Genomic DNA, 15144 nt, shown 5'->3' with positions numbered 1-15144 from the left:
TGCACCACTAGAGAGAGCTCGACGAATTGCGTTACACAAACCTCGAAAATAAATTAAATATTAGGGTTCACACCAAACAAATGTGGGAGCGGGCTTGCTCGCGAATGCAGTGTGTCAGCCAACAGTTTCCTGGCTGATTCACCGCATTCGCGAGCAAGCCCGCTCCCACATTTTTGATCCGGTTTCTATGGCCGCCTGTGTTTAGCCGCCCAGGTACGCCTCCCGCACTTTCGGATCGGTCAGCAATTGCTCACCGGTGCCCTGCATCACCACTCGGCCATTCTCCAGCACATAGGCGCGGTCAGCGATTTTCAGCGCCTGGTTGGCGTTCTGCTCTACCAAAAACACCGTCACACCGTCCTTGCGCAGCTGTTCGATGATGTCGAAGATCTGCTGGATGATGATCGGTGCCAGGCCCAGGGAAGGCTCGTCCAGCAGCAACAGCTTTGGCTTGCTCATCAGCGCCCGGCCAATGGCGAGCATTTGCTGTTCGCCGCCGGACATGGTGCCGCCGCGCTGGCTGAAGCGTTCCTTGAGACGGGGGAACAGGTGCAGCACCTTGTCCATCTGCTCTTGGTAATCGCCCTTGTCGGTAAAGAACCCACCCATGGCCAGGTTCTCTTCGACGGTCAGGCGCGAGAACACCCGACGGCCTTCCGGCACCACCGCAATGCTCTTGCGCATGATCTCGGCGGAGTGCTTGCCCACCAGTTCTTCACCCATGTAGCGGATGCTGCCACTGTAGGCTTGCGGCGAACCGCACAAGGTCATCAGCAAGGTCGATTTGCCGGCGCCGTTGGCGCCGATCAGGGTGACGATCTCACCCTGGCGCACTTCCACATTGACGCTGTGCAGGGCCTGGATCTTGCCGTAGAAAGTGGAAACGTTTTCGAATTGCAGCATTTTACGCTTCCCCCAAATAGGCTTTGATCACTTCAGGATTGTCGCGGATCTGCTCCGGCGTCCCGTTGGCCAGCGGCGTGCCCTGGTTGATCACCACGATGTGGTCGGAGATGCTCATGACCAGTTTCATGTCGTGTTCGATCAACAGTACCGTGGCGTTGTTTTCCTCACGCAGCACACTGATCAGCGCCTTGAGGTCTTCGGTTTCCTTGGGGTTCAGGCCGGCGGCAGGTTCGTCGAGCATCAGGATGCGCGGGCGGGTCATCATGCAACGGGCGATTTCCAGGCGACGTTGCTGGCCGTAGGCGAGGGTCCCGGCGGGGCGGTTGGCGAACTCGGTCAGGTTGACCTTGTCCAGCCAGTACGCCGCGTATTCCATGGCCTCGCGCTCGCTCTTGCGGAACGCCGGGGTCTTGAACAGGCCGGCGAAGAAGTTGGTGTTCAAGTGACGGTGTTGGGCGATCAACAGGTTCTCGACCGCCGTCATGTCCTTGAACAACCGCACGTTCTGGAAGGTACGCACCACGCCTTTGCGCGCGATTTCGTGGCCGGCCAGGCCCTGGATCGGCTGGCCGTCCAGCAGGATGCTGCCACCGCTCGGCTTGTAGAAACCGGTGAGGCAGTTGAACACCGTGGTCTTGCCGGCGCCGTTGGGGCCGATCAGGGCTACCACTTGCTTTTCTTTGACGGTCAGGGCCACGCCGTTGACCGCCAGCAAACCGCCGAAGCGCATGCTCAAATTTTCGACTTTCAGGATCTCGCGGCTCATTTGCGCAGCTCCATGTGTGGACGTTGCATGGGCAGCAGGCCTTGAGGGCGCCAGATCATCATCAGCACCATCATGGCGCCGAACATCAACATGCGGTATTCGCTGAACTCACGCATCATTTCCGGCAGCAGGATCATCACGATGGCCGCGAGGATCACGCCCAGTTGCGAGCCCATGCCACCCAATACCACGATGGCGAGAATGATCGCCGACTCGATAAAGGTGAACGATTCCGGCGTCACCAGGCCTTGGCGAGCGGCGAAGAAGCTGCCGGCAAAACCTGCAAACGCAGCGCCCAGGGTGAATGCGGAAAGTTTGATGATGGTCGGGTTCAGGCCCAGGGCGCGACAGGCGATTTCATCTTCGCGCAACGCTTCCCAGGCGCGCCCGATGGGCATACGCAGCAGGCGGTTGATCACGAACAGGGCCGCCAATGCCAGCAACAGCGCGACCAGGTACAGGAACACCACTTTGCTCACCGGGTTGTAGGCAATCCCGAAGTACTCGTGGAAGGTCTGCATGCCTTCGGCGGCGCTGCGGTCGAACGACAGCCCGAAGAATGTCGGCTTGGGGATGCTGCTGATGCCGTTGGGGCCACCGGTGATGTCGGTAAGGTTACGCAGGAACAGGCGAATGATTTCGCCGAAGCCCAGGGTCACGATGGCCAGGTAGTCACCGCGCAGGCGCAGCACCGGGAAGCCCAGCAGGAAGCCGAACGTGGCCGCTGCCATACCGGCCAGCGGCAGGCAGATCCAGAAGCTCCAGCCCAGGTAATGCGAGAGCAGCGCGTAGGTGTAGGCACCCACGGCGTAGAAGCCCACATAACCCAGGTCGAGCAGGCCGGCCAGGCCCACCACGATGTTCAGGCCCAGGCCCAGCAATACGTAGATCAGGATCAGGGTGGCAATGTCGACCGCGCCGCGCGAGCCAAAGAACGGCCAGATCAGCGCCGCGATGATCAACCCGATGATGATGTAGCGCTGGGTGCGCGGCAGGGTCAGAAATTGGCTGACCTTGGGCGACACCAACGGGCCACGGTTGCCCTTGAACAAGGCTCCGACCTGCTGGGTGAACAGTACACGCAGGAACATCAGCACCGAACACAGCGCGATGACAGTCAGGGTGACAGGCCCGGTGCCATGCACTTCCAGGTTGATGCCGACAATGCTCAGTTTGAGACCGAGTACCGGAAAGGCCACGGCCCAGACCAGCAAGGCGCTGAAAAACGCCGATTTAAGATATCTGCTCATACTTTCTCAACCTCCGGACGGCCCAGGATGCCGGTCGGACGGAACAACAACACCAGAACCAACAGGCCGAACGCGACGACGTCCTTGTACTGGTCACCGAAGATATCGGCGCCAAAGGCTTCGGCCACACCCAGCACCAGCCCGCCGAGCATGGCGCCCGGAATACTGCCGATGCCGCCCAATACCGCTGCGGTAAAGGCCTTGAGGCCCACCAGGAAACCGGCGTTGGGGTTGATCACGCCGTATTGCATGCTCAGCAACACGGCCGCCACGGCCGCCAGCGCAGCACCAATGACGAAGGTCAGGGCGATGATGTTGTTGGTGTTGATGCCCAGCAGGTTGGCCATCTTGATGTCTTCGGCACAGGCCCGGCAGGCGCGCCCCAGACGGGAGCGGGAGATGAACAGCGTCAGGCCCAACATGGCCACCAGGGTGACCACGAAAACCAGAATCTGCATGTACGAAATCAGCACTTCCTGTGCGCCACCCGGGCCGAAGGAGATGCTCCCCGGAATCAGGTTGGGAATGGACTTGTCCTTGGAGTCCTGGGACAGCAATACGGTGTTCTGCAGGAAAATCGACATGCCGATGGCAGAAATCAGCGGGATCAAACGGTTGCTGCCCCGCAGGGGACGGTAGGCAACCCGCTCGATGCTGTAGCCATAGGCACTGGTCACGATGATCGACGCCAAAAACGCAGCGGTCATCAACAGCGGCAGGGAGTGGATCCCCATCATGGCCAGCCCGGCAAGGGCGATGAAGGCCACGTAGGAACCAATCATGTACACCTCGCCATGGGCGAAGTTGATCATTCCAATGATGCCGTAAACCATTGTGTAGCCAATGGCTATCAAGGCATAGGTGCTGCCAATGGTCAGGCCATTAACCAGCTGTTGGAAAAAATGATAGATCTCAGGCATTACAGCGCTCCTAAAAACCCGATACGCATTTCACTGGTGGAGTCATTTCCGGCTCGGTGCCCTGTTCTGTGACCAGGTTGCACAAAGCGTTTGCCAGCGAACCGCTGGTGACGGTTTTAAGATTTTCAGGTGAGCCAGCGCCCGGATCGCGGGTGACATGGCCCATAAACCTCGTAAAACAAAGCCCACTGCTTGCACAGTGGGCTTGTTGACCAGTAACGCCTGGCTTACTGAGGGGAAACTTCGGTTTTTGGTTTACCGAAGTGCCATTCGTAGACCACGAACTTGAAGTCCTTCAGGTCGCCCTTGGCGTCGAAGCTCAGGTCGCCCGTAGGGGTCTTGAAGGTACCGGCGTGGATGGCCTCGGCCACTTTGGCGGTGTCTTCGCTTTTGGCCGCAGCAATACCACCGGCAATCACTTCAACTGCCGAGTAGGCCGGGAACACGAACGGACCGGTTGGGTCCTGCTTGTTCTTGGCGAACTCTTCAACGATGGCTTTGTTGGCTGGGTCGGTGTCGAAGGATTTCGGCAGGGTTACCAGCAGCCCTTCGGAAGCGCCCTGGGCGATTTGCGAGATCGAGTCGTTACCCACGCCCTCTGGGCCCATGAACTTGGCGTTCAGGCCTTTTTCCTTGGCTTGGCGCAGGATCAGGCCCAGCTCAGGGTGGTAGCCGCCGTAGTAGACGAAGTCGACGTTGGCTTGCTTGAGTTTCTGGATGATCGAGGAGAAGTCTTTGTCACCGGCGTTCAGGCCTTCGAAGACGGCAACCTTGGTGCCTTTTTCTTCAAGGGTCTTCTTCACGGCGCTGGCGATGCCTTCACCGTATTGCTGCTTGTCGTGCAGTACGGCAACGATTTTCGGCTTCACGTGGTCGGCGATGTAGTTGCCGGCCGCTGGGCCTTGCGCGCTGTCCAGGCCGATGGTGCGGAAGATCAGCTTGTAACCACGGGACGTGATTTCAGGGCTGGTGGCAGCCGGGGTAATCATGATGACGCCTTCGTCTTCATAAATATCCGACGCTGGCTGAGTGGAGCTGGAGCAGAGGTGGCCGACGACGAACTTGACGCCATCATTGACCACTTTGTTGGCAACGGCCACGGCTTGTTTTGGATCGCAAGCGTCGTCGTATTCCTTGGCTTCAAGCATCTTGCCGTCTACGCCGCCCTTGGCGTTGATGTCTTTGATGGCTTGCTTGGCACCCATGAATTGCATGTCGCCGTATTGCGTCACCGGACCGGTCTTGGGACCGGCGATGCCGATCTTGATGGTGTCGGCTGCGAACGAATGGCCGGCAACCCCAGCCAGGACCATAGCGGCAAACAGTTTGGAAATCTGCTTAGTAGCCTTATTCATAGTGCTCCACTCTTACTGTTGTATTTTTTATAGTTCTAGCGGCCTTGTGAGCTGCAGAACCGGATCAGATATCGCGGATATCCCCCGGTATTGCCCTGGCAACTGTACCGGTACAGTGTAGAGCGCTGGCTGATCGCTTGAAAAGCTGGCAGCTGGGGGCAAAACCTGGGTATGTCGCTTAAATGAAAGAAAAAGACAGAATCGCGGCGGGTTGCTAACAGCTTTCGAGGCATTCCTTGGCTTTCCTGGCACTTTCAATCGCTACTTCATTTGCTACTGGGTTTTTCTGCCTGAGCGACGGGGCTATGATTGCGCCGATTTTTTACTCAGGTGAATTCCCATGACGCAAGAACCAAGCACCCTCTATGCCAAGCTGCTCGGTGAAACCGCCGAAATTTCCTGGAAGGAGCTTGAGCCGTTCTTTGCCAAGGGTGCCCTATTGTGGGTCGATGCCAGCCTGGATTTGATCGAGGCTGCCGAGGGAATGGCCGAAGACAACCGGGACAAAGTCGCCGCCTGGCTAGCCGCCGGGAGCCTTGGCGAAGTGTCTGCGACGCGGGCATTGGACCTGGTTGAACGGGATCCGAGTTTATGGGCGGTGGTGGTCTCGCCCTGGATTCTGATCCAGGAAAGGGCACGACTCTGAGGCGCTGCACTTATTTGGCGCGAACTTACGGAGGGTTAAAGTGTGTAATCGAGTAGCGTGATGGCTCTTTGCCGTGAAGAAACGTCACACGCAAGGGTGACGTTAACGTCACGGGCACAGTTGTATGCCTTCTGCCACGCCGTTTTAATTGTTATAGGGTATGTCAGGATCTTCCCGGTAAGTATGTAACGCTGTTTCCAGCGACACATCCGTAATTCTCAGCCCTGAAATCATTGACTCAGGGCTCGACCATGCAACCGACTTACCGATTGTCCTCCACGCCTGCCGCAAGCCTTGCGGCGACGCAGGACAACGAATACAAGACCCATTACCGCGACCAGCTCCAGGGCATCGACACCACACTGCAGTTCCTGCGGTCTCGCCCCACCTTCTCGGCCTTTATCAATGAACGGGTAAATGCGACGTTCACATCGCCCGCAAACCTGGACGCGTCTCGGGTATTTATCAAAAGCGATCCGAGCGACGTTGTGGTTGCGCAGGACGCCGTTCAGGCGACTCGGCTGCTTCCAAGCGTGATGGATGCTGTCATCAGACGAATCGTTGACCAGCAACCCGCGTCTTTTGCCAGCCGCAGCACTACTTTTACCTTTGACCGCGACAAGGACGCCGACGAGCAGTTGCCCTCATCGCTGACACCGGCTGCATTTGACACGTTTCTCGATGAACTGTCGGCTTCGCTGCAGACGGCCTACCGGGCGTGCCTGGATACTTTCTGGAAACAGGCAGTCAGTACGACCGACCCGCGCTTGCCCCAGGATTCTGTGATCTCGGCACGTAGCAAACAGATCAGCGTAGAGGCTTCGTTGCTCAGGGCCGATGGGACGCTTAACACCAACGGCTTGCGCCTGGTCGAGACGTTCGTGGCATATCCCGATGCGGTCGCACGGCAAGCACGGCCCAACAGGCCAGCGGCTTACGCCGTGGTGTTGAAGGGCGCAGGTACTGGCGCTGATATGCCTTTGCAGGGTGCGGTGATGCTGACCGCTAGGGACCCTTTCGATTCGTCCTCCAACAGGAGTAAGCCGCTTGCACCGCTCGTGGCTCGCCCGGTAACAACCAGCGTCAATGTGGGTATCGTCGTTTTGTTTACACCTAATCGCGGCCTCGAGGCGTTCCAGTCCTTGGCGCTTCTGGATCAGGAACTGCATCGGCGATTAAACACCGACTACGAGTTCGATGGCCTCTTCTCCCTGCTTGCGGACAAACACTACGAACCCGCGACGGCCCTGCGTGACAAGGCACAGACCACCGGTTGCTTTGACTACAAAGAAATCCTTGAATCAGTCTTCAGCGCCAGCGTGGCGGCGCAGTATGAAAAGCTGGTCGATGATTTTGCGTTCATGGTGAGTCGGTATCAGCGCCGGGGCACGGATGAAGACTTCAGCCAGCTGCCAGTCAGCCTGGATCGAACCATGGACATGCAAAAGTGCTTCAGCGTCAGCGAGGTGTTGCGCGCTCGTGAAACCAAACGCTCCAAAGCCGAACTCGAGCAGTTTTTAAGCGCGGCCTCAGAGGCCGATAAACAGGCCTGGGCAGCGGCCGCGCGTGACTACCTGGGCGAACTTGAACGTGCTTATACCGGGGAGGGGCTGCCCTCGGTTTTACAGTATGGTGACCAGCAGGCGCTATTGGCCTACAGCAGTGAGCAACTGGCGCAGGCGCTGGAAAACCAGTACGGCATCGAGACGGACCCGTGCGATATTCAGGTCACTGTTCGTCGGCCCAACCCCGCGCCAGGTCTTTATTTTCCCGGCGCCAGGCCCAATCCGCAGAGTGGCCAGCCGCACTATTCCACTGAAACTAAAAGCCTGGCGGCGCTGGCCCTGGAAAATGTCGACTATCTGGACGAGGTGTTTGTGGCCAAGTCCCAATTGAGCCTGTACGGGGAACCCTACACGGCGTTGACCACACAACAGGTCAAGGACCTAGTACGTGACGTGGATATAGGCGGCTCCTACATTGAGTTTCTTAATAAACGTCTTCTGACATCGGCCGAAGCCAAGCAGCTCAAGCAGAGTTTCGTCGACGTCATGTGCAAGCAGCTCAGGGTCGATGGGATTGAAGCCAAGATTGCCAAGGACTTTACGAGCGACAGTTATGCACGGGTCAAAAGCGTGCTTGACCACCCCACCGAGACTGCGGAGCGGGCCAAGGTGGGGGGCTATAAAGTCAGCGTTTCGGCGCTTTATATACGTGATATTCACGTGCGCGGTGTCCTGGCGGTTACCTGCGCCAACCCGAAAAACAATGTGATCGCCTTGTATACCCCACGGTCCCCGGATGGGCGCGCCTTTCGCGAATACACCGGTATGACGCAACTGCTGGATCAATTCGTCAATAACAATGCGTGGCAGGATTATTTATTTGAGCGCATGGATGGTTCTGCGCTGCCACGACTGCGAACCACATTCAGAAGAGGGATTTTTCGAAGCGAGATCTCTCTGTGGGGCATCAAGGGCAATTTTCTGGAGCGGGCCTACGATTTCGAGGCCCGCGCTGCCATCGCTCAGGCTGACCGCAAGACCACCAGTACCCATGAGTCAAATGTGCGCAGCACCTGGACGGTAATCGAAGGGTTGGTAGAAGTGGCGTTAGCGGTTTTCCCGGTCAAGGTGACGTTTGTCATTGGCTTGGTGCGCAGCGCAATGGCGTTGAGTGCCGCCCTGGATGCTTTGCAAAATGATGACAGCGTGGGGGCGACTCATGAGTTTGTCAGGGCATTCGGCTATATGGTGGGGGCGCTGATTGACGGTGCGGTGGGGTTCGCGCCTGTGCGCCTTCCTTCGGCGCGGCCAGGCTTGCCGCACCAGATGGCGCTCAACGCGGCGCCCAAAGACGTCACACCATTGGCCGGCTGGGAAAGCCAAGGGTTTTATACCCGCGCGGGAAAAGGCTCGGCGCCCGGACAGCATTTCCTCAAGGAAAAGGACCAGTGGTTCAAGGTCATCTATGACGAGACGACGGCAATCGGAACCTGGCGTTTGCAGAACCCACGTCGAGACGGTCGGCATCACTATCACCTGCCGCCTATTACTCGCAACACGGCTAACGAATGGATCATACGCTCGCCCGAGATTGGCCTGAGGGGCGGTTATCACTCGCGTATGGCACGTGATGACCTGATGCGGCTCTACCCAGACCTGGGTGATGTGCAAGCGGCGCGGGTCCTGGATTCGTTCGAGTTTCCTGCCGGGCGGGAGCGGGCCATGGAGCTTCGTCTGGTGCGGCGCCTGGGGGATGGCCCGCTGGAATTGCAAGCCATTGGGCTGCGCGATATTCCTGTCGAATTTCGTCAATACCTCAATGCGACCACGACGCTCGATCAGGCCAGGCTGCGGCTACAGGGTATAGACCCCGGGCGTACCGCCCCTGTTGCCCTGCCGGCGGCGCGCGCGAGTGTCATCGTGACTCAGCAATGGAAGTCCTGGGGCACGAAGATTGATCCTGCCTTGCTGCAACGTAAGTCTGATATGTTCAGTATCTGGGAGTACAAACCGGTTTACAGCCAGCAATCGGGTTGGTCTCAGCTCGAAGGCAACTTTATTAAAATCGATGATCTTTACTATCGCACCCATGAGAATCCGCTGTGGTTTGCCGACAATGTAAGTATCTACAAGCCGGGTACCACCTATGACGACTTTGACAGCTTTGAACTGATGTTGCGCAACAACCCCACCGAACAACCGATGATCGCCACCTATGATCGGGCCGCCTACTTACGGGGAGCACAAAGCTGGCAGGTCATCGAAAGAAGACCGTTTGAGAAAACCATCACGGCCTATGTTCAAGAGGCGTTTCCAGACTTGACTTCAGTGAGCCACACGCAGATCGCTCGGGCTGTATTCAATAAGTATCGCAAGGACTACAAGTATGTGGACATGCTGCGGGTGTGGCGCACTGGGCAGACAGCCTCGGATACCCCTTTGTCACTGCTCGAACCGACGCGGCACACGATAGGATCGAACCCGAGGATTCCTCTGGGGCGCGCGCACGAAGGTACGCAGCCAGCAGCCTGGCGGCGTGTGGATTTTGCTTCGGATCGCTTTGAACCGCACTTCAATCACGCCGTCACGCGTCCGGGGCCGGTGACGCTGCGGTCATTGATGACCGAAGTAATGGCCAAGGTTGCCCATGGAGAGCTTCTGGAGGTGTCAGGCACCAAACTGCTGTTCAGGCGAGCAGGGGACGATAGGTTGTATTGTTTGCACCTGGTCGATACGTCGGGGGCGTTTATCGCTGACCGGGCGTTCCGAAGAACCTTACATCGATCCCGGGACTATCGGGGGGTGAATAGGGGGCAATTTGGGCTGCAGTACACCAGTTTCACAAATACGGACTTCGGTACGGCGCTGCATCACCAAAAGGTCATTAATCTGATTGGCGGACTCCAACACAACAGGCGTAGCGTCCAGCCCTCTCAGCTGTTCATTATCAGGTTGGATACCTAGCGCTTGGTTCTACGTGTATCCCCTGCACACGGCTTGTTTTGGGCAGCAGACGCTATCAGCGAATCGGCCTGACAATAGACTGCGAACCCATTCGTTCCGTAGCGGGATCCTTGGGGGCAGGGGTTTCGCTGTTGGTTTCCACGCTGAGCGGGTACAGCGGATTGCGCATGGCAATCCCCTGCATCACGCCGATGATGGCGTCGAAGGGCACCGCCGGGCTGAGCAGGTAGCCCTGGATGTAGTCACAGCCATGCTTGAGCAACAGCTCGAACTGCGCCTGGGTTTCCACCCCTTCGGTGACCACCTGCAAGTGCAGGGTGTGGGCCATGCCAATAATCGCCTGGACAATTTCACTGTCTGCGGTGGATTTGGGGATGTCCTGGATAAACGAGCGATCGATCTTCAAGGTGTTGAGCGGCAAGCGCTTGAGGTAAGCCAGCGACGAATAGCCAGTGCCGAAGTCATCGATGGCCAGTGAAACACCCAGGGCGCGAATCTGCCGCAACAGGGCCAGGGTGCTGCTGATATTGCCCATCAACGCGTTTTCAGTGACTTCCAGTTCCAGGCGGTTGGTGCCGATGCCGGCGAAGCGCAGGGCGTCTTCGATTTCATCGGCCAGTTCGTCACGCGCCAGGTTCAACGCCGAGCAGTTCACCGCCATGATCAACTCGGTGTAGCCCCGGTCAGACAACAGGCTCAGGTCGTGACAGGCCTGGCGCAGTACCCAGTGGTCCAGTTCGGCGATCAACCCGTTGTTCTCGGCAATGCCGATAAAGCGGTCCGGGGCCAGCAGCCCGTGTTGGGGGTGTTGCCAGCGCACCAGGGCTTCCAGGCGCGTGACCTTGCCCAGCTTCATGTCGAATATCGGTTGATAAAACAGCACCAACTGGCTGCGCGTACGCAAGGCGGCGCGCAGTTCTTCTTCCAGTTGCAGCTCAAGAAAGGCACGGGTTTTAAGGTTGGAACTGAAGAAGTTCAGACAATTGCGCCCGGCATCCTTGGATTGGTACAGCGCCAGGTCGGCGGTTTTAAGCAGTTCTTCGCAGGTGTGGCCGTCTTCGGGAAACAGGCTGATGCCGATGCTGGTGGTCATCACCATGCGCCGGCCGGCCAGTTCGATGGGTTCTTTCATCTTCTGCATGATGCGCTGGGCCATGTTCCGGGCTTCGTCGCGGTGATGAATATTGACCAGGATGCAAAACTCATCGCCGCCAAAGCGTGCCACCACATCTTCATGGCTGCGTATCGAGCCCTTGATATGCCCGGCCAGCACCGTGAGCAACTGGTCGCCGGCATCATGGCCCAGGCTGTCATTGATACGCTTGAAGTGGTCGATATCGAGGAAGATCACCGCCATCATGCCCTGAGTGCGGGTTTTTTCCGCGACTTTCTCCGCGAAGATCTGATTGAAACCACGGCGGTTGAGCAGGCTGGTCAACGCGTCGAAATGGGCCACTTGTTGCAGCGAGGCGCGGGCCTGGTCGAGTTCGCTGAGCAGCGCGTTGACCCGGCGCAGGTCGCGCTCCTTGTGTTGCAGCTTCTTGTCGGCCAGGGCTGCGCTGACGCTGCTGCCGATCACCAGCAAGGTGATCATCGCGACTGAAAGGCCCAGTTGAATCGGGTTGTCATCGGCCCGCAACGACAGGTCCGTGCCGCTGGGCACCAGCATTTGCATGGCCGCCATGCCGGTGAAGTGCATGCTCAGGATCCCGGCACCCAGCACCAGGCTGGCGGCGTATTTGAGCAGTTGGTGAAACACGCCGGCCCCATTGCGCAGGTAACTGGACAGCAACAACGCCGCCAGGCTGGCGCCCATGGCAATCGCCACCGAGGCCAAAAACAGCCGTGTTTCGAAGTACACCTGGGCCTGGGAACGCATGGCCGACATGCCCACGTAGTGCATCAACGCGATACCCAGCCCCATCCACACTGAAGCCACCAGGTACTGATGAAAACGCAGGTGGGTATGACTGAGGGTCTGCATGGCGAGCAACGAAGCGATCAGAGCGATCAGCAGCGAGGCGAAGGTCAAGATCAATTCGTAGTGAATGGCAATGGGCGCTTGGAAGGCCAGCATGCTGATGAAATGGGTCGACCAGATGCCACCTGCCAGGCATCCCGCACCCAGCCAGCGCCAATGGCGGCGGGCGGTGGGGTTTTCGACATGGCCGACACGTTCGGCCATGTCCAGGGTACCGAAACCCGCCGCGCAGGCGACCAGGTACGCCAGCAACACCAGAAACGGGTTATGACTGCAATTGAGCAATAAGTGCCCGCTGTCGGGAAGGTCGGTAAAAAAATGCTGCCCCAGCCATTCCATAGCTTATCCCGTCACAGAGCCCTGTCACTGCCAGCGGCGATGACCTATGAGCTCGAGTATAGGAGTCTCTCGAGCTTTGCCATCAGTAATGGCGTTTTGATCTCAAATTATTTTGATATGCCTTCCATAGCGTTTGGTGCTAAGCGCTGATCGGCAGGTCGAGTTCGAAGTGTGGAGCCTCCAGCGGGGCCAGGCCAAATGCGGCACGGGCGGCGTCGCAATCGACATTTTGCACGCCCTGGCTCCAGGACGCCTCGAACTCGCGGCACACGCTGGAGCGTTGCTCATAAATTGAGCAGCTTGTGGCTTGTCCGACTTCACCTTCAAGGCTGGCGCACCGTGCCGGCTTGCGGTCGGTGCCGATCATCGCCACGCGGCTGGGGTTGATCTGCACCACCAGCTCATCGGGCACCGTGCCCCCGGACGAGGCGCACTCACCCCAAAAGAAAGACACGCGAAAGTGTGAACAGCAGGCACCGCAATTCAGACACGGACTGGCTTCGGACATGGGCGTCATCAATAAGAAAAGTAGGAGGAGGGTGCTGCGAAAGGCTCGCCATTCTATCCGTGCCATAGCCGTTGGGAAGAGGGGCACGCACTTATATTTTCGTGGGCAAAATCCCCGGTTGCCTGGGTGAAATCATGCCCTATCAGCTTTACGAATCATTACAGACAATCACCGCCAGCCTGACTATGTTGCAGTGACCTGAGCAGGATGCATCGGGCATCGCAGCTCTCATAACAATAAAAGAGACGGACCCATGCAGAACTCGACCCAAGCGGCGAATGCCTGGCGCATTCTGTTCCTGCTGTTCCTCGCCAACCTGTTCAATTTCTTTGACCGTACCATTCCCGCGATCATCATCGAGCCCATCCGCATGGAATGGCACTTGAGCGACTTCCAGCTCGGTATCATCGGCACCGCCTTTACCATCGTCTACGCCATTGCCGGGCTGCCGCTCGGGCGCCTGGCCGACACCGGTTCACGCAGCAAGTTGATGGGCTGGGGCTTGTTCGCCTGGAGCGGGCTGACGGCGGTCAATGGCATGGTCGGCAGTTTCTGGACCTTCCTGTTGGTGCGCATGGGCATTGGCATCGGCGAAGCCAGTTATGCACCGGCGGCCAATTCGCTGATTGGCGACCTGTTTCCCGCCCACCGCCGCGCCCGGGCCATGGGGATTTTCATGCTCGGCCTGCCGTTGGGCCTGTTGCTGGCGTTCTTCACCATCGGTGCGATGGTCAAGGCGTTCGACAGCTGGCGCGTGCCCTTCTTTATCGCGGCGGTGCCGGGGCTGATCCTGGCGGTGTTCATGTTCTACATAAAAGAACCCAAGCGGGGGGCAGCGGAAACCGTGCAAGTTTCCCAGGAGCGCGTCGACCGCCCCATCCGCCGCGTGCTGGCCGTGCCGACCTTTCTGTGGCTGGTGCTGGCCGGGCTGTGTTTTAACTTTGCCACCTATGCGTGCAACTCATTCCTGGTGCCGATGTTGCAACGCTATTTCCTCATGCCGTTGCAGGACGCGGCCGTCGCAACCGGCGTCATCGTCGGCCTGACCGGCCTGGTGGGCTTGACGCTGGGTGGGTGGATTGCCGACAAGATTCATCAACGGGTCGCCAATGGTCGATTGTTGTTTGCTGCGTTCAGCTTGATCATCTCCACGGTCACCACCGCCTGGGCATTGCACGCCGGGCGTGTTGAGATCGGGGTGTTTGTTGCGCTGTTCAGTGTGGGTTGGTTGTTTGCCTACAACTTCTACACCTGCGTGTATACCGCGATCCAGGACGTGGTCGAACCGCGTTTGCGCGCGACAGCGATGGCGCTGTTTTTTGCCGGGCTGTATTTGCTCGGCGGTGGCATGGGGCCGGTGGTGGTTGGGGCATTGTCCGATCACTTTGCTCATTCGGCGATGTATGCGGACGGGGCGCAGCAGATGACCGAGGCTTATAAAGCCGTGGGCTTGCATGACGCCATGTACCTGATTCCGGTGGCGCTGTTCTTGACCATGCTGTTTCTGTTCCAGGCCTCGCGCAGTTTTGTGCGCGATGCCAAGCGGATGAAGGAAGGGTTGAGTGCGGTTGAGGTGCCGGCGGCTGCGGCTACAGCTTGAGATCGAGGTGACCCTTTCGCAGGCAAGCCAGCTCCCACCTTTGACCGAGTTGACTGAACCTTGTGTGGTCAATTGTGGGAGCTGGGCTTGCCCGTGACGGCCGGATAGCCGACGCTGTTCTAACTGACGCGCCGCGATCTAAAAAATGTGGGAGCTGGCTTGCCTGCGATGACGACCGGATAGCTGACATCCATCTACCTGGCACCCCGCGATCAACCTGTGGGAGCGGGCTTGCTCGCGAAGGCGGCCTGACAGTCAACACAGTTGGATCGGGTACATATCCGTTATTTAGGTAACGGCCACTTAGGGTTCCGCCCTGACGGCGGCTCACTTTTGAACAGCGCAAAAGTAAGCAAAACGCTCTTGCCCCACCACTCGGCACCTCGCTTAGGCTCGGTGTGCCC

At 58.3% G+C, this 15144-nt stretch carries 10 protein-coding genes; 3 read left to right on the top strand and 7 right to left on the bottom strand.

The genetic code is table 11. The features are described 5' to 3' along the window. Nucleotides 1-201 precede the first annotated feature (201 nt). The 5 genes from MF6394_RS30225 to MF6394_RS30205 form a co-directional block, all read right to left on the bottom strand. A complete protein-coding gene (locus tag MF6394_RS30225; RefSeq protein ID WP_003193540.1) occupies nt 202-903 on the bottom strand; it encodes an ABC transporter ATP-binding protein in 702 nt (233 codons plus the stop codon). Between the two features lies 1 nt (nt 904). Next, nucleotides 905-1672, bottom strand: a complete 768-nt coding sequence (gene livG / locus MF6394_RS30220; protein WP_003193538.1) for a high-affinity branched-chain amino acid ABC transporter ATP-binding protein LivG — start codon at nt 1670-1672, stop codon at nt 905-907. Next, on the bottom strand, nt 1669-2922 hold the full coding sequence (locus MF6394_RS30215; RefSeq protein WP_003193536.1) for a high-affinity branched-chain amino acid ABC transporter permease LivM: 1254 nt from the start codon (nt 2920-2922) through the stop codon (nt 1669-1671). The genes livG and MF6394_RS30215 overlap by 4 nt, the downstream gene beginning before the upstream one ends. After that, a complete protein-coding gene (gene livH / locus MF6394_RS30210) occupies nt 2919-3842 on the bottom strand; it encodes a high-affinity branched-chain amino acid ABC transporter permease LivH (protein WP_003193535.1) in 924 nt (307 codons plus the stop codon). The genes MF6394_RS30215 and livH overlap by 4 nt, the downstream gene beginning before the upstream one ends. 227 nt (nt 3843-4069) lie before the next feature. Next, nucleotides 4070-5197, bottom strand: coding sequence for a branched-chain amino acid ABC transporter substrate-binding protein (locus MF6394_RS30205; protein WP_003193533.1), 1128 nt, complete (start codon nt 5195-5197; stop codon nt 4070-4072). 340 nt (nt 5198-5537) lie between these two features. On the opposite strand from MF6394_RS30205, the gene MF6394_RS30200 reads away from it, so the two are divergent. Both MF6394_RS30200 and MF6394_RS30195 read left to right on the top strand, forming a co-directional pair. Then, entirely contained in the window at nt 5538-5843 is a 306-nt protein-coding gene (locus MF6394_RS30200) for a DUF2288 domain-containing protein (protein ID WP_032895676.1), read from the top strand. 251 nt (nt 5844-6094) lie between these two features. Then, nucleotides 6095-10312, top strand: coding sequence for a dermonecrotic toxin domain-containing protein (locus tag MF6394_RS30195; RefSeq protein WP_078468141.1), 4218 nt, complete (start codon nt 6095-6097; stop codon nt 10310-10312). A 55-nt stretch (nt 10313-10367) separates the two neighbouring features. On the opposite strand, the gene MF6394_RS30190 is transcribed toward MF6394_RS30195, so the two are convergent. Beyond that, nucleotides 10368-12632, bottom strand: coding sequence for a putative bifunctional diguanylate cyclase/phosphodiesterase (locus tag MF6394_RS30190; protein ID WP_069558408.1), 2265 nt, complete (start codon nt 12630-12632; stop codon nt 10368-10370). Between the two features lie 139 nt (nt 12633-12771). Beyond that, entirely contained in the window at nt 12772-13140 is a 369-nt protein-coding gene (locus tag MF6394_RS30185; RefSeq protein ID WP_032895678.1) for a YkgJ family cysteine cluster protein, read from the bottom strand. Between the two features lie 253 nt (nt 13141-13393). Between MF6394_RS30185 and MF6394_RS30180 the strand changes: the two genes are divergently transcribed. After that, on the top strand, nt 13394-14740 hold the full coding sequence (locus tag MF6394_RS30180; RefSeq protein WP_078468140.1) for a spinster family MFS transporter: 1347 nt from the start codon (nt 13394-13396) through the stop codon (nt 14738-14740). The last annotated feature ends 404 nt before the right edge of the window (nt 14741-15144 follow it).

The sequence above is a fragment of the Pseudomonas sp. MF6394 genome (genome assembly GCF_002018845.1).
Classification (GTDB): domain Bacteria; phylum Pseudomonadota; class Gammaproteobacteria; order Pseudomonadales; family Pseudomonadaceae; genus Aquipseudomonas; species Aquipseudomonas lactis.
Note: the sequence above shows the minus strand (reverse complement) of the source record. Positions and strands in the feature narration are given on the sequence as shown.

Bases quoted from the DNA above. Each gene is read 5' to 3' on its own strand.
- MF6394_RS30185 (WP_032895678.1), bottom strand. From the start codon at position 13,140: ATGTCCGAAGCCAGTCCGTGTCTGAATTGCGGTGCCTGCTGTTCACAC.
- MF6394_RS30190 (WP_069558408.1), bottom strand. From the start codon at position 12,632: ATGGAATGGCTGGGGCAGCATTTTTTTACCGACCTTCCCGACAGCGGG.
- MF6394_RS30195 (WP_078468141.1), top strand. From the start codon at position 6,095: ATGCAACCGACTTACCGATTGTCCTCCACGCCTGCCGCAAGCCTTGCG.
- livH (WP_003193535.1), bottom strand. From the start codon at position 3,842: ATGCCTGAGATCTATCATTTTTTCCAACAGCTGGTTAATGGCCTGACC.
- MF6394_RS30205 (WP_003193533.1), bottom strand. From the start codon at position 5,197: ATGAATAAGGCTACTAAGCAGATTTCCAAACTGTTTGCCGCTATGGTC.
- MF6394_RS30200 (WP_032895676.1), top strand. From the start codon at position 5,538: ATGACGCAAGAACCAAGCACCCTCTATGCCAAGCTGCTCGGTGAAACC.
- MF6394_RS30180 (WP_078468140.1), top strand. From the start codon at position 13,394: ATGCAGAACTCGACCCAAGCGGCGAATGCCTGGCGCATTCTGTTCCTG.
- MF6394_RS30225 (WP_003193540.1), bottom strand. From the start codon at position 903: ATGCTGCAATTCGAAAACGTTTCCACTTTCTACGGCAAGATCCAGGCC.
- livG (WP_003193538.1), bottom strand. From the start codon at position 1,672: ATGAGCCGCGAGATCCTGAAAGTCGAAAATTTGAGCATGCGCTTCGGC.
- MF6394_RS30215 (WP_003193536.1), bottom strand. From the start codon at position 2,922: ATGAGCAGATATCTTAAATCGGCGTTTTTCAGCGCCTTGCTGGTCTGG.